Genomic DNA, 18,672 nt, shown 5'->3' with positions numbered 1-18,672 from the left:
ACGACGCGTTCCGGCTCCGTCCGCGGCCGGAGCCGACAGACGGACAGATGGACAGATGGACACATGGACGGCCGGGGCACTCAGCGGGTGGCGCGGCCGTGCAGGACCAGAGCGCGGGCCAGGGCGAGCAAGGCCGCCGTACACAGCACCGTACGGACGATGTTCGTGGCGACCCAGGTCGACTTGAACCTCTCCACGATCGCGAAGTCGGTCATCTGCGCGACGTCACCCCCGCGCACGAGCTCGTTGTTGAGGGGGATGTTCACCGCGAACGTCATCACCAGCACCACGAGATAGGCCGCGGCGGCCGCTCCCGCCCACAGGGCGGTGGTACGCCGGCCGGCTCGGAACTCGGCCACCGCCGAGCCCACAGCCACGAGCAACGCCAGCACGAACGCCATGCCGAAGAGCGGGTTGCCGTCGATGGCCGCGTTGAAGGCCCGCATCGCGGTGACGTAGGTCCGATCGTCCCCGGCCGCCAGCCCCGGCATGACCGAAACGTCGAACGCGAAGAACAGTCCTGCCATCAGCCCCACCAACACCGTCGAGACGGTCAACAGGACGACGGCGACCCGGCCCCCGCCTCCGGCCCGCGCCGGAGGGGGTGGGGGCGGTGTGACCGGCGGGGGGCTTGTACTCATGAGAGTGCGTCCTCGTTTCCATCGGTCGGCGGGTACGCGAGTGCGCTACGCCCCGAACACGAATGCGCCCGATCGTGACACCACCCGCTCGCTCTCCTACCGGATTCCAACCGACCCTTGAGCGAATCTTTAGTCACCACACCACATTTCTTGATTGTTGTATGAGCAAGCAGATACCTTGCCCATGTGGACGTGACCCCGACACCCCCGACAACCGTGCAGCCGGCCTCCGAGCCCGTGCCCGCCGATGACGCCGAGGACGACCGCTGGTGCACGGCGGTACGGCTGCTGGGCCTGATGGAACGCCGCCTCGACGAGGTACTGCAGCAAGACCACCGCCTGCCACTGTCCGAGTACCGGGCCATGTGCGCACTGAGCCGCCCCGAAAGCGAGGACGGCCTGCGGATGGGTGAACTCGCCGCGCGGATCGGGATGAAGGACAGCTCGGTGACTCGGCTCGTCGCCCGCCTCGAGGCCCAGGGCCTGGCCGGACGAGCCCCCGGCGACGGCGACGGCCGGGCGGTCACCGCCGTCATCACCAGCGCCGGCCGCGAACGGTACACCGCCGCCACGTCCACCTACCGGACCGCCCTGGGCGCCGAACTCGACGCCGCGCGCGCCGACATCCACCTCGCCGACCTCGCCACCTGGGTCCGCACCGCCACGCCCGCCCACACCACACGAGCATCGGCGGCGAGGCAAGCAGACCTCGGCGCCCAAGGGGAGTTCCCATGGCAACCGTGACCGACCACTACGAGGGCCTCCTCGCCGATCAGTACACCTGGATGCTCGGCGGGGACATCGCCGCCGTCGCCGAGGGCCAAACCGCGCTGCTACGCAGCCTGGGCGTGCTGCCCGGCCAGGGGTCCGCACTCCATGCCGTCGACCTCGGCTGCGGGCCGGGCGCGCAGTCCCTGGCCCTGGCCCGCCTCGGTTTCGGCCCCGTCACCGCCGTCGACACCAGCAGGAAACTCCTGGCCGAACTCGCCCTGCACGCAGGCGAGGACACCCCGATCCGCCCGCTCAACGCCGACCTGCGCACCGTACTGCCCCGCATCACCGCCCCGGCGACAGCGGCCGCGGTGCTCTGCATGGGAGACACCCTCACCCACCTGTCCGCCCTCAGCGACGTGAGCGCCCTCCTCGACGACGTCCACACCGCGCTCGCACCCGGCGGCCACCTGGTCATCACCTACCGCGACCTCAGCCACCCGCTGCGGGGCACCGACCGCTTCCTGCCCGTACGCAGCGACGAGAACCGGCTGCTGACCTGCTTCCTGGAGTACGTCGACCAGGACACCGTGATGGTCCACGACCTGCTCCACACCCGCACCGGCGGCGAGTGGTCCATGCGTAGCAGCAGCTATCCCAAACTGCGGATCGACGCCGCCTGGCTGACCGCCCAATGCCGCGGCGCCGGGCTGGAGATCAGCCACGACACCATCGGCGAGCGAGGCCTGCGCGTCCTGCACGGCCGCAAACCCTAGAACGGCGGAAGGGGGAGGCGAGGGCGGGCCGAGGCGAACGGCACCGCACGGACACCCCCTAGGCTGGTGCCATGTCCGCCGCGATCACCCCAACAGCGCGCCCCCTGTGCCTCGAACCCGTCACCGCCGAGAACTTCGACGCCGTCTGTGCGATACAGGTGCGTCCCGATCAGACCCACCTGGTCTCCCCCGTGGTCAAGTCCCTCGCCGAGGCCTACGTCCACGCCTGCGCCTGGCCGCGCGCCATCGTCGACGGCGAGGAGGTCGTCGGCTTCATCATGGCCTTCCTCGACATCGCCTGGGACCCGGCCACCGACCCCACCGACCACCGCAGCGGCATCTGGCGCCTGAACATCCACGCCGGTCACCAGGGCAAGGGCTACGGCCGCTTCGCCATCCACGCGGCCTGTGAGGAGATCCGCGCCCGCGGTACGGACGCGGCCTACGTCACCTGGAACACCGGCCAGGGCAGCCCCGAACCCTTCTACCTCGGGCTCGGCTTCCAGCCCACCGGCGAGTATTCCGGTGACGAACGCGTCGGTGTGCTCCCCTTGAACACCCCTGCCGACACTCCGTAGGCACAGGTCGAAACCCGCTCCGGAGCACCTCGGACAGGCCGTGCGGCAGGGCCTTGTCAGTGGCAGGGTCTAGCCTGATCCACATGATCGAGGGGGAATGCGCCGCACCGTCACCGGGCGAGCTCGCCGAGGAGGCCGCGGCCGTACTGAACGGGCGTGACGACCCGGGCGTGGCTGCGTACGAACGGGTGCTCAACGCCGTTGTCCGTCACGGCCACCGGGACCGTGAGACGCTGGCCGCCGTCCTCGGGTCCGTCCCGCGCGGGTCCACGGTGGCGGCGCACCCCCGCGTGCGGCAGCTCGCCGGCATCGTCGGCGCCGCGGTGGGCCCCGTACAAGCTGCCGAGCGCTGGGAAAGCGCCGGGGCGGGGTGGCTGGAGCTGTGCCAGCACGTGGCGCTCGACTACGTCACGGGGGCACGCATCGTCGAGACGGGCGCACGGCTGCGGGCCGGTGACCACCTCCCGTTCCTGCTGTCCGTGCCGAGCAGGGCGAGTGGCGCGGTGGAACCTCACCACCTGGTCGACCGCCTCGCCGCATACGCACGCCTCGGCATCCGGCCCGGTCCGGCCGATCTCGGACAGGCCCTGCTGCGCTGCGGCGGCGGGCCGGCCGATCCCGAGGTGGTGTCCGCCGCGGAAGGACTGGAACTGGAGGAAGCGCCCCGGGTGGCCGCCTGGCTGCGCCGGGGCGGTCTGCTCCACCCCGGCCGGCAGCGTGAGCGCGAAGCCGGCGCGGCCGAGCCGCCCAGCAGGCGCCGGGGAGCGCGGATCGGTCGCAGGATCCTGGTCGGACACGAGGCGATCGAGGGCCGGGGTGCGTTCCCCCGGCGATTCTGGTCGCTGTTCCGCCCCTTCGAGCCGCACATCGGCTGTGCGCACGCGTCGCTGCCGGACGGGCGGGACGCGCACACGGTGGCGGCCCTGCCCTGGCATCCGGACATAGCCGCTGCCCGGCTGCTGACCGGTGTCGCGTCGGCCGCCGACCAGAACGGCCGTGGAGCCCCCGCGTTCCTTACCGCGCTGGCCGCGGCCGACGGCCCGGCGGGACCCGCGGTACACCTGGCTCTCGCCTACGGGCTCGCCTCCGTCCCCGACGCGGACCGCGATGCCGCCGTACGGGCGCTGGACCAACTCGGCGCGAGAGGGCAGCTGGACGGAGCCGTGCTGGGCCGCGACCTCGCCGAGCTCGTACAGCTGGGCACCCTGAAGGTACCCCTGCTGACCGGGTCACTGCGGGCCGCCGCGGCCCTGCCGCGGACAGCCCCCGCCCTCTGGCCGGTCCTGGCCACCGCGCTCCCCGGCCTCCTTGCCTCCACCCGCCCCCAGGCCCACGCCGCGCTCCTCGCCATCGCCGCGGATACGGCCCGCGATGCGGGAGCGGGCGGTGACCTGCCCGAGGTCACCGCGCTCGCGCAGCGGCCGGGCTCGTCCCCACTCCTCAGACAGGCCCGCAGGTTGCGCGACCAGCTCGCCACACACGGGACACACCCTCACTCCACGAAAGTAGAGTGAGGGCTGAGCGGCGGCAGCGGGTGCGTGCCCGAACCGAACGGGAGTGGTCCTCCATGCCGAAACGTCACGCGGTCGTGGTCGGCGCCGGAATCGGCGGCCTCACCGCCGCCGTCGCCCTGCACCGCCGCGGCTGGCGCGTCACCGTCTGCGAGCGCGTCCCGCAACCGCCCACCACGGGCGCCGGTATCGGCCTCGCCCCCAATGCCCTGCGCGCCCTGGACGCCCTCGGGATCGACGCCGCCCACGCCGCCGGCACGGCCGTACCCGAAACGATGGGCCTGCGCCGCTTCGACGGCCGGTGGCTCACCCGGACCGGCACCGCGGACATGGCGGCCCGCTACGGCATACCGCCGATCGCCGTGCCCCGCCCGGCCTTCACCGCCGCCCTCGCCGCCGCGCTGCCACCCCAAGCCCTTCGCTACGGCACCCAGGTGACCGCCGTCGACGACGCGACAGGCCGCCCCACCGTCCGTACCGCGGCCGGGCCGGATCTCACCGCCGATCTCGTCATAGCCGCCGACGGCATCAACAGCCCCCTGCGCCGTGCCCACTTCCCGGCCCACCCCGGCCTGCGCTACACCGGCGAGTGCGCCTGGCGGACCCTCCTCGACGCCCCGGACCTGCGCATCGAGGCCATGAGCGAGACCTGGGGGCACAGCCGGCGGTTCGGCGTCACCCCGCTCACCGACGGCCGCCTCTACCTCTACGCCACCGCCCGCGTCCCGGCCGGCACCCTGCCCGCCGACCCCGACCGCCGCACCGAACTCCGGCACCGCTTCGGCTCGTGGCACGATCCGATCCCCGCCCTCCTCGACCGCATCGAGCGCCTCGATCCCGCCGACATCCTCCGCAACGACCTCTACGACCTGGCCGCGCCGCTCCCCCGCCTGCACCACGGCCGGATCGTCTGGCTGGGCGACGCCGCCCACGCCATGACGCCCAACCTCGGCCAGGGCGGCTGCCAGGCCATCGAGGACGCGGCCGTCCTCGCCCACCTGCTCCCCACCGGGCACACCAACTCCGCGGACGGCCCCGACCGTGCGGACCCCGTCCCGGCGGCCCTCGCCGCCTACACCGCCGCCCGCCGCAACCGCACCAACGCCGTCCGCGTCCGTGCCCGCCGCGTCGGCCGTCTGGGCGCCCTCCGCAACCCCCTCGCCGTGGTCGCCCGCGACCTCGCGATCCGCGCCATCCCCACCCGCCTCGCCCTGCGCGGCATGGACGACCTCTTCAACGGGTTCCGCCTCCCCCGATGACAACGTCCCGCCAGAGCGGACGTCCCGGCCGGGGGACGCGCCCCGTCGGTCGGCTAGTTGGCGGCAGCCGAGCCGGCGGCCCGTTCCAGGGCTTCCAGGACGGTGCCCCTGAACAGCTCGGCCTTGTACCCGGTCTGCGGCAGCGGTCGGCACCGGCCGAGCACCGTCGCGGCGGCCGCCGCGAGGACCTCGGCGGTGGCCTCGCGGCCGATCAGCGCGGCCTCGACCTCCGTCAGCCGCAGCGGGACGCGCGCCACCCCGCCCGCGGCGACGGCCGCGTGCGTGATGGTGGCGCCGTCGAGCGCGAGCCGCGCGGTGGCTTCGACCAGGGGCCATTCCGCGTGGGCCCGGCTGATGGCCCGGTGGCAGGCGGCGCGTTCGCCTGGCCAGGGCGCGGGCAGGTGGACCGCGGTGAGGATGCGCTCCGGCGGCAGCAGGTGGTCGGCCTGGAAGAGTCGGTCGCCGTCTCCGTACAAGTCGGCGACGCCGCGCGGGGATTCGCCGTGGATCTCGACCTCGGCGCCGTAGGTGAGCAGGGCCATCGCGAGGGTGGACGGGTGCGGGGCGACGCACAGGCCGTCGCCGCTGACCACGCCGAAGTGGTGGTCGCCCTGGCGTGCGGGGCAGTCGGTGCCGCCCTTCTGGAGGCAGCTGATGTGCGGGTTGCGGTAGTACCAGCAGCGGTTGCGCTGCAGCAGGTTGCCGCCCAGGGTGCCGGCGGCGCGGACCTGCGGGGTGGCCGCGGTCCCGGCCGCCGCCGCGAGGGCCGGCCAGCCGCCGAGCACCTGCGGATCGGCGGCCAGAGCGGCGAGGGTGGTCAGGGCGCCGATCCGCAGCCCGCCGCCGGGGAGCGCCGTGCAGCCGCGCAGGTGCTCGGCGGCGCCGAGGTCGGTGAACGGTCCGGGAGAGACGCCGCTGCGCCGGCGGGCGGTGGTGTCGGTGCCGCCGGCGCGCAGCTCCCCGCCGCGGGCCAGGACGGCGGCCGACAGGTCGGTGAGGGCGGACTCGGTGCTCACGTGGCCAGTCCTTCCAGGAGCCGGTCGGGGCGGATGGGCATGTCGTACGGGCGCCAGCCGGTGGCGTCGTGGACCGCGTTGGCCAGGCAGGCGGCGGTGGGCAGGGTCGAGATCTCGCCGAGCCCGACACCGCCGCCGGGGACGTGGTCGAAGCCTTCCTGGTGGAAGTGGATGGTGATCTCGGGGGTGTCGCCGATCCCGGGGATGCGGTAGTCCTCCAGGTTCTCGGTCAGTACCCGGCCGGTGGCCGGGTCGGTGCGGCGTTCCTCGTAGAGGGCGTAGCCGATGCCCTGGACGACGGCGCCCTCGCACTGGCTGCGGGCCAGCCGGTCCTCGTGGACGCGGCCGGCGGCGATGCCGCTCCAGACGCGCAGCGGGCGGATCCGGCCGAGCCGGGTGTCCACCTCGACCTCGGCGACCTGCACCGATCCGGTGAAGCCGCGGCCGATGGCGATGCCGCCCAGGGTGAAGGGGGTGACGTAGCCGCGGCGGTCGCGGGGGCGCCGGCCGGTGACCTGTACGCCGTGTGCCGCGTCGAGCCGGGCGGCGATGTCGCCTCCGCCGAGCGCGTCGCGCAGCCGCGCGGCGGCGTCCAGGGCGGCGGGCACGATGGAGGGCGTGGTGCGGCTGCCGCCGGAGGTGGGACCGTGCACGGCGTCGCTCCGGCCGACTTCGGCGCGCACCCTGCCCTCCGGTACGCCGAGGCCCTCGGCAACGGCCCGGCGCAGCACGGTCCGTGAGCCCGTCCCCATGTCCTGCACGGCGCAGCGGGCGATGACGGTCCCGTTCTCGACGGTGAGTTCGACCTCGGTGACGGGATCGAGGAAGTAGAGCCAGTTGGCCGCCGCGACGCCGACGCCGCGGCGGAACCGTCCGGTGCCGCCGCGGGGGCCCGACCAGACGGGGAGGGCGGCGGCCCAGTCGTACAGGGCGTGCCGTTTGGGGTTGCCGTCCCAGCGGCGGCGCAGGGCGATCGGGTCCTGGCCGAGGCGGTGGGCCATCTCGTCGACGGCCTGCTCCAGGGCCCAGCACATGGTGGGTCCGCCCGGGCCGCGGAAGGGGGCGCCCGGAGGCCGGTGGGTGAGGGTGTCGAAGTCGCGGAGCCGCCGCGGTGCCTTGCCGTACATGAACCGGGCCAGTGCCGCCACGGAGCCGCCGACCGAGACCCCGCCGTCGGTGTCCGCGTCCATGGCCAGCGCGCTCAGGTCGCCGGACGCGTCCGCGACCATCGCCAGGTGGATCCGGGTGCCGGGCCGGTATCCGCCGTCGGTGAGCTCCTCGTCCCTGTCGAGCACCACGCGGACCGGGGCGCCGTGCAGCCGGGCCAGCTCCACGGCGGCGATGACGTCGGAGGTCAGGCCCATCTTGCAGCCGAATCCGCCGCCTACGTGGACGGCCCGCGCGACGACCTGTTCGACGGGCACGCCGAAGCGTTCGGCGGCGAGTTCGGCGGTGCGCTTGATCGATTGCGTGGACACCTCCAGATGGAGGGCGCCGTCGACCCACTGGGCCAGGCAGGCGTGTGGTTCGAGCGGGGTATGGGTCTGTGCCGCGGTGGTGAACACGCCCTCCACCACCCGCTCGGGGTTCCGGCTCCGGGCCTCGGTGATGCGGCGGACGGCGGTGGCGGGGCGCTTGCTCATGGCGGACGGGCCCCGCAGGTTCCCGCGCCAGCGGGCGGGCACCAGCTGGGGAGACTCACCGGACCCCGGCGCCCGCTTGCGCGCCGCCTTGTCCTCGTAGACCAGCGGGCCCTCGCCGGCCCGGGCCTGGCGTGCGTCCAGGGCCGCCGGCAGCACCTCGTAGTCCACCGTGACCCGCGCCGCGGCCGCCCGCGCGGAGGCCCGGTCCGGCGCCGCGACCGCGGCCACCGGCTGCCCGACGTACCGCACCACGCCGTCGGGAGGCAGCATCGGCACCAGCGGCAGGTCTCCGGCCTCCAGGGAGCGTACGTGGGCGTGCGCGTGCGGCGAGCGGATGATCACCCCCTCCAGGAGCCCGTCGGGGCGCACGTCCGTGGTGTACCGGGCCGATCCGGCGGTCTTCTCCGGGGCCTCGGCGCGCGGGACCCTCGGCGCTTCCCCGTCGGTCGGCGCCGTGTCGTAGTCGCCTGCGCAGGCCCCGGCGACCGCCCTGAAGATCCCCTCGTACGCGCCGCAGCGGCACAGGTGGCCGGCCAGCGCGTCCGCGATCTGCTCGCGCCCCGGACGGGTGCGGCCGTGCGTGTCCCGCCACCGCTCGAAGAACGCCGCCGCCCCGACGACGAACCCCGGGGTGCAGTAGCCGCACTGGAGGCCGTCCTCGCCGGCGAAGGCACGCGCCACCGGGTGGTCCGCCAGGCCCTCCACCGTCGTCACCCGTCGGCCGGCGAGCACCACGGCCGGCGTCAGGCAGGACACCCGGGGCTCGCCGTCGACCTGGATGGTGCAGGCCCCGCACACCCCGCCCGCGCAGACCAGCTTGGTGCCGGTCAGACCAAGCCGGTCCCGCACCACCTCCACGGCGGTCGGGTCGTCGTCCACGTCCACTGCGCGCCGGGCGCCATTGACCTCGAACTCCACGAGACGTACTCCTCAGCCGTGGGGGTGGGCGCCCGTCGGGCCTCGCGCTCACCTTCACGCTCCTTGATATACCGCTCCCGGTGTCGCCGCAGGTCGGCACGCACCCGGCTCAGGCCGTCCCGTTCGGATCCTGTCGGCCGAGCCCCTGTTGTCCGGCGGGCGTGTCACTCCCCCGACCACGGCATGTCCGAACCGCTGCTCAGGCACAAACGGCAGACTTGAGCCGAGCGGGCCCCGGCCACCCGGGTGCTCAGAGTCGGCCGAGCTCCTCCCTCAGGTCGTCGAGCCCCAGGGAGCCGAGCGACAGTGCGGACATGTGCCACCGCTTGAGTTCGAACGCCGCGCCCTGGCGGGCTCGGGCCGTCTCCCGGCCCTGCAGCCAGGCCCGTTCGCCCAGCTTGTACGTGATCGCCTGCGCCGGCCGGCCCAGGTAGCGGACGATCTCGCTGTCGAGGTACGCGGGCGGGCGGCCGGAGTAGCGGCCGAGGAACTCCCGGGCCAGGGCCGGGGTCCAGCGCCGGCCGGCGGCGAACGGCGAGTGCGCCGGAATTTCGAGCCGCAGGTGCATCCCGAGGTCGACCACGACCCGCAGCGCCCGCATCATCTGGGCGTCGAGATGCCCGAGCCGGTTCTGCGGCTCGGTGTAGAAGCCCAGTTCGTCCATGAGCCGTTCCGCGTACAGCGCCCAGCCCTCAGTGGTGGCGCTGATCTTGCCGACCTTCGTCTGGTAGTGGGAGAGGGATCCGGCGACGACCGCCCAGTGCGCCAGCTGGAGGTGGTGGCCCGGCACCCCCTCGTGGTACCAGGTGGACACCAGGTGGTGCGTGGGAAAGCGGGTCCGGCCGAGCGTCGGCAGCCAGGTGCGGCCCGGACGGGAGAAGTCCACCGAGGGCTGGGTGTAGTACGGGGCCGCCGCGCCGCCCGGCGGCGCGATCCGGGACTCCACCCTCCGGACCGGCTCGGCCAGGTCGAAGTACGTCCCGTCCAGCGCACCGACCGCCTCGTCCATGAACCTCTGCAGCCACAGCCGCGTCTCCTCCGCCCCCTCGACGGCGCGCCCGTGGTGGTCAAGCCAGGCCAGCACCTCCCACGGGTCCTCCACCCCGGGCCGGATCCGCGCGGCCTCCACCCGCATCTCGGCGAGCAGCCGGTGGAACTCCGACCAGCCGTACCCGTACGCCTCGTCCGGATCGACCTCGGCACCGGTGTACATACGGGAGAACCGGGCGTAGCGTTCGCCGCCCACCGCGTCCGGCTGGCCGTCGACCAGCCCGGCGTACACCTGGGCGAACCAGTCGCGCAGCTCGGCGACCGCCCCCGTCGCCACCCGTGCCGCCGCCTCGACCTCGGTCCGCAGGCCGCCCTCGGGGGCATCGGCGGCCAGCCGGCCGAAGCCACCGGTCTCCAGCCACTCCTTCAACTGCGCGATGTTCTCGGTCGCTTGACGGGGCGCTGCCCGCAGCCCTTGCCCAGCCCCCACCCCGAGCGAAGCCCGGTAGCCGGCCAGGGCGGCGGGCACCGCGTTCAGGCGCCGCGCGATGACCCGCCAGTCCTCTTCCGTCGCCACCGGCATCAGCGAGAACACCTTGCGCACCTGGTGCAGCGGGGAGGAGAGGTTGTCGACCGCGCGCAGGTGCTCACCGGCCTCGAACTGCGCCAGCTCCGCCCCGAGCCTCTCCTTCAGCAGAGTCGCGCACCGTCGCTCCGCCTCGCTGTCCGCACCCGGCGCCCGCGCGACCGCCGCGAGCTGCGCAAGGGTCGAGCGCGCGAGCTCGGCGACGGCCTGCCGGCCGTCCGGGGAGAAGTCGGGCAGCGCGCCCGAGGCGCCGGGCACCCCCAGGGAGGTGCCGAGGATCGGATCGAGCTCGACCAGGGCGTCGACGTAGGCGTCGGAGATCCGACGGGGCAGGGCGTCCGGTTGCTTCAGCACCCGTACTGCCTGCCCTGCCCGCACAGCGCCCAGTCCCGCCACTCGGCAGGATGACCGGTATCGGACCGTCCCTGAGCCGGGGGGGGCCCGGCGTGGTCGCCTGCTCCGCGACAGCGCCGCCGGTACCGGTGCCCAGGCCGGTTCGGCCCCGTGCGGAGGCAGATCGTCAGAGCCGCGTGGGCGCGCCGTCGGCCGAGCGCGCGGGGCATCGACGATCATGTGACCCGGCAGCCGCCAGAGCAGCCGAACGGAGCCCGGCCCGTGGCCTCAGTCGAACTCTCCCCGCTCCCGGTCACACCGCGCGGTCCGGAGGCCGCGCCCGTCCGCGAGCCGTGGCACCGGCGTCATCGTGTGCCGCTGATCGCCACGGGAGCCGTGCTCCCGCTCTACGCCTGGTGGGCCACGGCCCTCGCGACCGGTGGTGGGGATCTCGCGGCGCAGGAGGCGTGGGCGGGGTTCGTCGCACGCCACCCCGGTGCCGTCTACAACCTCTCGTGGCACGGCGGGCTGCACACCGGTTCGTACAGCCTGATCTCGCCCTATGTGATGGCGGTCTTCGGGGTGGTCCCCGTGACGCTGGCGAGCGGCCTCGCGTCCACCTGGCTGGTGGGGCGGATCTGTGTCCGCTGCGGCGTGGCCCGGGCCCTGTGGCCGGCCCTGCTGGCGGCCCTCATGCTCTGGTGCCAGGCTGCCTCCGGGCGCACCACCTTCCTCCTGGGCGTGGCCTTCGGACTCGCGGCGGTACTCGCGCTCGTGAGCGGGCGCCGTGGCGCGGTCGTGGCCGGCTGGGCGCTGCCGGCGACGATGGCCAGCCCCGTCGCCGGACTGTTCCTCGCGATCGTGGGCACGGCCCGTCTGCTGACGTCCCGCCGTGCGTCGGCGGCGAGCGCGGCAACCGCGGCCGCAGCCGCAGTCGCGTTGCTGGTGTCCCCTGTGGCCGTACTCGGCCTGACGGCCTGGCTGTTCCCCTTCCACGGTCTACAGCCCATGGGCCTGGTGCGGATCTGGCCCCCACTGTTCATGGCCGCATGCGTCGCCCTGGCGGCCCCGCGCTCCTGGCCGCTGCCGCGTTCGGCCGCGGCGGTGTACGCCGTGACGGTCGGTCTGGCCTATCTGGTCCCCTCGCCGGTCGGGACGAATGTCGAGCGGCTCGCCCATCTCGCGGCGCCTCCGGTGCTGCTCGCCGCCGCGATGGCGGGGCACGTCCACGCCAACGCGGCGGGCGGGCCCCTCCGGTGGCTCGGGAGGGCGCGACGGGCCTCGCTCGTCCTCGGTCTCGTCCTGGCCGTCACGTGGGTGGGAGGAAATACGGCGGCCCACGTCAGGGACACGGCGAAGGTCCCCCGGTGGGCCGCGGAGACCGCCGGTGTCGCGCACGCCCTCGAACGGCTGGGAGCGGACCGCTCCAGGGTGGAGGTTGCCATGGCGCGCAGTCATCGGGAGGCGGCCGTGCTGGCGCCGTCCGTCACCCTGGCGCGCGGCTGGAACCGGCAGGCCGACGTCGAGCGCGGACCGCTGTTCTACGACGGGTACGACGGGGCGGGCGTGCCCGGAGGGACGTTCACGGCGGACGCGTACCGTGCCTGGCTCGACCACTGGGCGGTGGGCTTCGTCGTCCTGCACGACGGCCCGCTGGACGCCGCCTCGGAGCGTGAACACGCGCTGGTGACGAGCGGGCCCGCGTACCTGGAGCCGGTGTGGCGGGACGAGCACTGGCGGATCTACCGGGTCGAGGACCCGGTGGCGCTGGTGGATCCGCCCGCGTCGGTGGTGCGCTCCGACGCCGCCGAGATCGTCGTACGGATGCCGGCGCCCGGAACCGTGACGCTACGGCTCGCCTATTCGCCGTGGCTCCGGGTCGAGGGCGCGGACGCGGGCGGGCGCGCGTGCCTGGCACCCGCGCGCGGCGGACTGACCCGCCTGACGGTGACGCGGCCGGGCGAGGTCACGATCGGTTCCGCGTACCGCCTTGGAGCCCACCGATGCGCAGACTGACGGAGGTTCCGCCCCGCCCCGCGGACACGGGCGGGGGCGGGGGCGGGGGTAGGGACACGGACGCGGACGCGGACACGTCGGTGGCGGGCCGCCTCGCTCTGGCTTGCGTCCGCCACCACCGGATCGTCCTGCTCCTGTGGCTGCTGCTCCTGGGTGCCGGGCTGGCCGCGGTGGGACCGGTGGTGGACCGGCTGGACCGGCAGCCCTGGAGCGTGGCCCCGCACGAGTCGGTCCGGGGAAACCGCCTGTTGGACGGCGTCCGGTCCTTCGAAGGGCAGATCGACGCGGTCGTGGCGGGCATGCCGGTGGCCGATCCCCGGTTCCAGCGCGAGTTGGTGGCCGCGAAGCGTGACCTGTCCGCGGTCCCCGGCGTGGTCGCGGTGACGACCCCCGCAGCCCCCACTGCTCCAGCCACTCCCTCCGGATCCGCCGGCTCCACCGTTTCCACCGTTTCCACCGACGGTAAAGCCGCCCTGATGTCGGTGCGGCTGGGCCGCGGACTCCCCGATGGCGTACGGCAGAAGGCCGAGACGGCGGTCGAATCCCGTCTGCGGGACATCGCCCGCTCCGTGCCCGGCGTCGAGGTGACCCTCGGCGGCAGCGATCGCGCGCGGCGCGCCGTGGCGCAACGGTCGCTGGCCGACACCCGGCGCAGCGAGCTGATCACCCTGCCGGTGACCTTGGCTGTGGTGTACGTACTCTTCGGCGGCCTGGTGGCGGCCTCCGTACCGGTGTTGGCGGCCGTGTGCACGGTCGGCGCGGGGATGCTCTGGCTGCTGGTCCTGTCGCGCTGGTACGACCTCACCTCGCCCGTACTCTCGACGACCACCATGGTGGGGCTGGCCCTGGCCATCGACTATTCGCTGGTGACGGTGGGGCGGTTCAGGGAGGAGCGGGCCGCGGGGCACGACGTCGCGGAGTCGGTGGTGCGGACGATGGCCACCGCAGGGCGTGCGGTCCGGTTCGCCGCGCTCGTCGTCGCGGCCGCGCTCTGCGGGCTGGCCGCCTTCCCGAGCGACTTCTACGCGGCGATCGGCCTCGCCGCGGCAGGGACCGTCGCCCTCTCCCTCGCCGCCGCGCTGACCCTGACCCCGGCGCTGTTGGCGGCCTTCCCGAAGCGGATCGACGCCTGCGCCGTCGCCCGTGGCACCGGTACTGGCTACGGCGCGTTCGCCCGGCTGGCCCGCTGGACCCGCCGGCACGCGCTTCCGGCCGCCGTCGGCGTCGGGGTGCTGCTGCTCGCGTGCGCGACGCCGTTCCTCCGCGTCCACCTGGTGAGCCCGGTCGGGGAGCAGCAGCTCCCGCCCGCGGCGGAGGCGCGGCGCTATGCCGACATCGTGGCGGAGCGGTTTCCTCAGCACCGCGCCGACGCGGTGGTGATCGTGGCCCGTACCGACCCGGCCCGGCTTCAGCAGTGGGCGGGCCGCTTCGCGGGCGGCCCGGACGTCGAGGTGGTGGGCGCGGCCACGGCTGCGGGCCCCGGAGTCTCGCTCGTCCGTATGGTGCCGCGGGCCGACTCCGAGGGCGGGCCCGCCGACCGGCTCGTCCAGCGCGTCCGGGCGGATCGCCCGGCCGACTTCCCCGTCTGGGTCACTGGACGCAGCGCCCTCGACATCGACTTCAGGGCCGAGGTCGTCGACCACGCGCCTCGGGCCGCCGCCCTGATCGCGGCGACCACCTTCCTCTTCCTGCTGCTGATGACGGGGTCGGTGCTGCTCCCGCTCAAGGCGATCGCGATGAACACCCTGTCGCTCGGCGCGTCGTTCGGCGCTCTGGTCCTCGTCTTCCAGGACGGCTGGGGCGCCGGTCTGTTCGGGGTGCACACGCTGGGCGGACTGGGCTACTGGCTCCCCGTCGTGGTGTTCGCGCTGGCCTTCGGCCTGTCGATGGACTACGAGGTGTTCCTGCTCTCCCGGATTCAGGAACTCCACGACTACGGGGTGGACAACGACCTCGCGGTCGAGGTCGGTGTGCAGCGCTCCGCCCGGATCATCAGCTCCTCGGCCGCGCTGATGTGCGTCGTCTTCATCGGATTCGCCACGGGCGAGCTGCTGGTCATGAAACAGCTGGCGATCGCGCTGACCGTTGCCGTCGTCGTCGACGCCACGCTGGTGCGGTGCGTGCTGGTTCCGGCCACGATGACACTGCTCCGTGGCGCCAACTGGTGGGCCCCGCCGGCGTTGCGCCTGCGCCTCCGCACGCGGCGGGCGCATGTTCAGCACAACTCGGTGGCGTTCGGTGTGGAGATCGGGAAGGCTCACGCGCATGGTCTCGGTATTGCAGAACGTGGCGATTGACTGTGCGGATGCCTACGAGCTGGCTCGTTTCTGGAGCAGCGTGACAGGCCGTCCGCTCCCTCCGGACGCCCGGCCGGGTGACCGGGAGACGGAAGTGCTGTTGACGGAGGGCCCGGTGCTGTACTTCAACCAGGTGCCCGAGACGAAAACGATCAAGAATCGGATCCATCTGTGCCTGCGCCCCGAAACCTCGCGCGATCAGGAGGTGGACCGACTGCTGGGCCTCGGTGCCACGTTCGTCGCCGATCACCGGAATGCGGATGGCTCGGGCTGGGCCGTTCTCGCTGACCCCGAAGGCAACGAATTCTGCGTTCTGCGCAGCGAGTCCGACCGGGCGATCGAGCCTTCCTGACGCCGTGCCGCCCGGTGGGCGATCGGTCGGGCTCGGATCCGCTCGTCGCCGTGGCACCGCCCCGTCTGCCTGGACTCGAAGCACGTTGAGCCATTGAGCCAAGGAGCCACCGAGTCGCTGACCTGCCCGTTCGCGAGCCCCGGCGCGCCATGGCGCCGTCGGCGATGCAGATGGCGCCGAATATGGCTCCCTGTGGCGCCAATGATGTGCCATCATGGTGCCACGAGGAGCGCTCCGTTCGGTTCGAAGGCCGAGGGGTGCGCGCTGGGCGGGGTAAGTCATCGAAGGGGTCGGATCATGGAGACAGCGCGGAGCACTCAGCAGGCGGCACCCGGCGCCTTCGCCGCCTTCGCCCGCTTCGTGCTCTGCGGCGGCGGGGCGGGGCTCGCCTCCAGCTTCGCCGTGACCTCACTCGGCTCCTGGATCCCCTGGGTCCTGGCCAACGCCCTGATCACCGCGGGCTCCACGCTCCTCTCCACCGAGCTGCACGCCCGCTTCACCTTCGGCGCGGGCGGGCGCGCGACGTGGCGTCAGCATGCGCAGTCGGCCGGCTCCGCGGCGGCCGCATACGGGGTGACCTGCATGGCGATGGTGCTCCTCCAGCAGCTGGTGGCGGCGCCCGGTGCGGTGCTGGAGCAGATCGTCTACCTGTCGGCCTCGGCACTTGCCGGTGTCGCGCGGTTCGCGGTGCTGCGACTCGTCGTCTTCGCCCGGAACCGCTCGCAGACCACGGCCACCGTCCGCCCCGTGCGCGCGACCGTGGCCCGCGCCGCGGCCCCGGCCGGCCCCGCGGCGCTCTGCCGCGCCGCCTGACCGTTCCGCCTGGTCCGCCACGGCCGTTCCTTCGGGTCCTGGTGGACGGGGCGATTGCCGGAGTGGACGGGGCATGGCCAGTTGGGCGGAATGATGACCTTCACGTCCTGAGTCGGTAACCGTCCCCCGGGAAGGGGATTTCAGCGGTTCCGCCGGGCAGAACCGAGTCGTCGACCACACCATTCAAGCCATGTGAAGGCATACGGGGGCCACCATGCGCACTGCCCGCAAGAGCTGGACAACCTACACCCTCGGGGTCGCGGCCATCGCCGCGCTCCTCTCCTCCACCGCCTGTGAATCCGGCGGCACGGACAACGGCAAGAGCCCCACCGCCTCCGGCACCCCGGGTGCGACCGGGTCCCCCACCCCCTCCGGCGCGCCCAGCACGGCCGGTACCCCCCAGCCCGGCGGCGGCACGACCAGCCCCTCGCCCTCGCAGAGCCCGGATGCCGGAAACACCTCCATCGCGGCCTGCAACGACAACGACCTCTCCATCGACACGTCGGGATGGCGACAGGACTCGGGCCAGCACCTGCTCATCACGGCCACCAACTTCACCGACAAGGCCTGCACCCTCTACCACTACCCGTACGTCCGCTTCGGCACCGACATCGGGGCTCCGGTCGCCGCGCCGGAGTCCAAGCCGCGGGCCATCGCCACGATCGGGCCGAAAGAGAAGGCGTACGCGGGCGTGTTCGTCTTCAAGGCGGGCCAGCAGACGTACACCGTCACGTCGTTCTCCCTCGGCTACCAGGACCGCGCTCTCAACAGCAACAAGGATGTGGCCCCGCTCGACATCAGGTTGTCGGACGAGGTCGGCTCCCTCACGGTCGGACCCAGCCCCCGGGTCACGTACTGGAACACCGATCTCCGGGCCGTCGAGGACTTCCTGTTCAGGTCGGGCAACAGCTAGACCGGGGCAGGGCGTGGCCGTCATGGCGCGCAGGCCCCGGCCGGGTCTGACATGCGTGCACGGAAGATCGCCCGGACGAGCCGTGGGCGGCAGCACCATCGAGCGGGCGATCGCCACCGGTTACGCGGCACGGCATGGGCGGCTGCGCGCTCCTCGCCCCCTCCGCCGCAGCGTCTGCCGCGATCTGCTTCGCGCGTGAAGCCCTACGCCACCCAGCAGTAGACGCCCCGGCCATGACGCCGAGCGGTGCTCACGAGGCCGGCCAGATCTCCCACGCCGGGTACTCACTTTGCTGGTGTGCGCCCTACTCGGACCGCGGTTGCGCAGGCTGCGAGGCTTCCGGGAAAGGTATGGCCCCGCGTCTCCAACCCGGCGGCCGATCAGCGGTAGGGTGCGCCCGTGTCCGAGCCCCAGCGCGACCTCGCCGGTTACGGCGCCGAGCCGCCACACGCCGCGTGGCCCGGCGGTGCCCGCGTCGCCGTCAGCGTTGTCCTCAACTACGAGGAAGGCGGGGAGCAGAACGTCCTTGAAGGCGATCACGCGTCGGAGGGCTTCCTCCACGAGCTCGTCGGTGCGCCGCCCGTGGTCGGCGGGCGCGATCTGAACGTCGAGTCGATGTTCGCCTACGGCTCGCGCGCCGGCTTCTGGCGCATCCATCGCACGCTCGCGGCGCACGGTGCGCCGCTCACCGTGTACGCCGTGGGGCAGGCCTTGGAGCGCAACCCGGACACGGCCCGCGCGATGGGCGCCGCCGGTTGGGAGGTGGCGAGCCACGGCTGGCGTTGGATCGACTATCGCCACGTACCCGAGGACGTCGAACGCGCCGACATCGCGCGCTCGATCGCGACGATCGAGCGGCTCGTCGGGCGCCGCCCCGTCGGCTGGTACACCGGCCGGACGAGCGCCAACACGCGGCGTCTGGTCGTCGAGGAGGGCGGCTTCCTCTACGACTCCGACGACTACTCGGACGACCTGCCGTTCTACGTCGAGACCGGCGGGCGTGCGCACCTGGTGGTGCCGTACAGCCTCGACGCGAACGACTTCAAGTTCCTGATCGTCCACGGCTTCACGACCGCGGACGACATGCTCATGTACCTCGTCGACACCTTCGACACGCTCCATGCCGAAGGCGCCGACCGCCCGCGCATGATGAGCATCGGCCTGCACTGCCGGATCATCGGCCGGCCCGGCCGCATCCGCGCGCTCGACGGGTTCTTGAAGCACGTGGCGCAGCGCGGGGGGACGTGGCTCGCCACGCGCGAACAGATCGCACGTCACTGGCTCTCCACGCACCCACCCCTGCGCTGAGCTCACGCCGC

15 protein-coding genes are annotated in these 18,672 nt (G+C 73.4%); 11 read left to right on the top strand and 4 right to left on the bottom strand.

The window, feature by feature from the left end; genetic code table 11:
• Positions 1-80: 80 nt before the first annotated feature.
• A complete protein-coding gene (locus ACZ4VT_RS33355; protein ID WP_467955150.1) occupies positions 81-527 on the bottom strand; it encodes an anthrone oxygenase family protein in 447 nt (148 codons plus the stop codon).
• A gap of 300 nt (positions 528-827) precedes the next feature.
• Between ACZ4VT_RS33355 and ACZ4VT_RS33350 the strand changes: the two genes are divergently transcribed.
• The 5 genes from ACZ4VT_RS33350 to ACZ4VT_RS33330 all read left to right on the top strand — a co-directional run bounded on the left by ACZ4VT_RS33350 (position 828) and on the right by ACZ4VT_RS33330 (position 5,476).
• On the top strand, positions 828-1,385 hold the full coding sequence (locus tag ACZ4VT_RS33350) for a MarR family winged helix-turn-helix transcriptional regulator (protein ID WP_467955149.1): 558 nt from the start codon (positions 828-830) through the stop codon (positions 1,383-1,385).
• On the top strand, positions 1,373-2,128 hold the full coding sequence (locus ACZ4VT_RS33345) for a class I SAM-dependent methyltransferase (RefSeq protein ID WP_467955148.1): 756 nt from the start codon (positions 1,373-1,375) through the stop codon (positions 2,126-2,128). Before ACZ4VT_RS33350 ends, ACZ4VT_RS33345 begins: the two co-directional genes overlap by 13 nt.
• A gap of 71 nt (positions 2,129-2,199) precedes the next feature.
• On the top strand, positions 2,200-2,706 hold the full coding sequence (locus ACZ4VT_RS33340) for a GNAT family N-acetyltransferase (protein ID WP_467955147.1): 507 nt from the start codon (positions 2,200-2,202) through the stop codon (positions 2,704-2,706).
• Between the two features lie 83 nt (positions 2,707-2,789).
• Positions 2,790-4,220 carry a hypothetical protein gene (locus tag ACZ4VT_RS33335; RefSeq protein ID WP_467955146.1) on the top strand — a complete coding sequence of 477 codons (1,431 nt, stop codon included), beginning with the start codon at positions 2,790-2,792 and terminating at the stop codon, positions 4,218-4,220.
• A gap of 53 nt (positions 4,221-4,273) precedes the next feature.
• Complete coding sequence (locus ACZ4VT_RS33330) at positions 4,274-5,476, top strand: FAD-dependent oxidoreductase (protein WP_467955145.1); 1,203 nt, start codon at positions 4,274-4,276, stop codon at positions 5,474-5,476.
• A 53-nt stretch (positions 5,477-5,529) separates the two neighbouring features.
• Here ACZ4VT_RS33330 and ACZ4VT_RS33325 read toward each other — a convergent pair whose 3' ends face one another.
• The 3 genes from ACZ4VT_RS33325 to ACZ4VT_RS33315 form a co-directional block, all read right to left on the bottom strand.
• The gene (locus ACZ4VT_RS33325; RefSeq protein WP_467955144.1) at positions 5,530-6,492 is read right to left on the bottom strand and encodes an FAD binding domain-containing protein; all 963 of its coding nucleotides are present in this window, start codon (positions 6,490-6,492) and stop codon (positions 5,530-5,532) included.
• Positions 6,489-9,053, bottom strand: coding sequence for a molybdopterin-dependent oxidoreductase (locus ACZ4VT_RS33320; RefSeq protein WP_467955143.1), 2,565 nt, complete (start codon positions 9,051-9,053; stop codon positions 6,489-6,491). The genes ACZ4VT_RS33325 and ACZ4VT_RS33320 overlap by 4 nt, the downstream gene beginning before the upstream one ends.
• A gap of 250 nt (positions 9,054-9,303) precedes the next feature.
• Entirely contained in the window at positions 9,304-10,983 is a 1,680-nt protein-coding gene (locus ACZ4VT_RS33315; RefSeq protein WP_467955142.1) for a DUF885 domain-containing protein, read from the bottom strand.
• Between the two features lie 261 nt (positions 10,984-11,244).
• On the opposite strand from ACZ4VT_RS33315, the gene ACZ4VT_RS33310 reads away from it, so the two are divergent.
• From ACZ4VT_RS33310 to puuE, 6 genes are all read left to right on the top strand, one after another.
• Positions 11,245-12,978 carry a hypothetical protein gene (locus tag ACZ4VT_RS33310; protein ID WP_467955141.1) on the top strand — a complete coding sequence of 578 codons (1,734 nt, stop codon included), beginning with the start codon at positions 11,245-11,247 and terminating at the stop codon, positions 12,976-12,978.
• A complete protein-coding gene (locus ACZ4VT_RS33305) occupies positions 12,966-15,275 on the top strand; it encodes an MMPL family transporter (RefSeq protein ID WP_467955140.1) in 2,310 nt (769 codons plus the stop codon). The genes ACZ4VT_RS33310 and ACZ4VT_RS33305 overlap by 13 nt, the downstream gene beginning before the upstream one ends.
• Positions 15,244-15,627 (top strand): VOC family protein, encoded by a 384-nt coding sequence (locus ACZ4VT_RS33300; protein WP_467955139.1) that lies wholly within the window; start codon positions 15,244-15,246, stop codon positions 15,625-15,627. Before ACZ4VT_RS33305 ends, ACZ4VT_RS33300 begins: the two co-directional genes overlap by 32 nt.
• A gap of 297 nt (positions 15,628-15,924) precedes the next feature.
• Complete coding sequence (locus ACZ4VT_RS33295; protein ID WP_467955138.1) at positions 15,925-16,440, top strand: GtrA family protein; 516 nt, start codon at positions 15,925-15,927, stop codon at positions 16,438-16,440.
• 214 nt (positions 16,441-16,654) lie between these two features.
• Positions 16,655-17,353: a DUF4232 domain-containing protein gene (locus ACZ4VT_RS33290; protein WP_467955137.1), complete on the top strand. Its 699-nt coding sequence runs from the start codon at positions 16,655-16,657 to the stop codon at positions 17,351-17,353.
• A 399-nt stretch (positions 17,354-17,752) separates the two neighbouring features.
• Positions 17,753-18,661, top strand: coding sequence for an allantoinase PuuE (gene puuE / locus ACZ4VT_RS33285; protein ID WP_467955136.1), 909 nt, complete (start codon positions 17,753-17,755; stop codon positions 18,659-18,661).
• The last annotated feature ends 11 nt before the right edge of the window (positions 18,662-18,672 follow it).

Source organism: Streptomyces sp. NPDC029164 (genome assembly GCF_055563995.1).
Note: the sequence above shows the minus strand (reverse complement) of the source record. Positions and strands in the feature narration are given on the sequence as shown.

What these genes read in the sequence shown, in the direction of transcription:
- ACZ4VT_RS33335 (WP_467955146.1), top strand. Translation starts at nt 2,790, where the DNA reads ATGATCGAGGGGGAATGCGCCGCACCGTCACCGGGCGAGCTCGCCGAG.
- ACZ4VT_RS33300 (WP_467955139.1), top strand. Translation starts at nt 15,244, where the DNA reads ATGGTCTCGGTATTGCAGAACGTGGCGATTGACTGTGCGGATGCCTAC.
- ACZ4VT_RS33345 (WP_467955148.1), top strand. Translation starts at nt 1,373, where the DNA reads ATGGCAACCGTGACCGACCACTACGAGGGCCTCCTCGCCGATCAGTAC.
- ACZ4VT_RS33330 (WP_467955145.1), top strand. Translation starts at nt 4,274, where the DNA reads ATGCCGAAACGTCACGCGGTCGTGGTCGGCGCCGGAATCGGCGGCCTC.
- ACZ4VT_RS33340 (WP_467955147.1), top strand. Translation starts at nt 2,200, where the DNA reads ATGTCCGCCGCGATCACCCCAACAGCGCGCCCCCTGTGCCTCGAACCC.
- ACZ4VT_RS33355 (WP_467955150.1), bottom strand. Translation starts at nt 527, where the DNA reads ATGGCAGGACTGTTCTTCGCGTTCGACGTTTCGGTCATGCCGGGGCTG.
- ACZ4VT_RS33290 (WP_467955137.1), top strand. Translation starts at nt 16,655, where the DNA reads ATGCGCACTGCCCGCAAGAGCTGGACAACCTACACCCTCGGGGTCGCG.
- ACZ4VT_RS33295 (WP_467955138.1), top strand. Translation starts at nt 15,925, where the DNA reads ATGGAGACAGCGCGGAGCACTCAGCAGGCGGCACCCGGCGCCTTCGCC.
- ACZ4VT_RS33305 (WP_467955140.1), top strand. Translation starts at nt 12,966, where the DNA reads ATGCGCAGACTGACGGAGGTTCCGCCCCGCCCCGCGGACACGGGCGGG.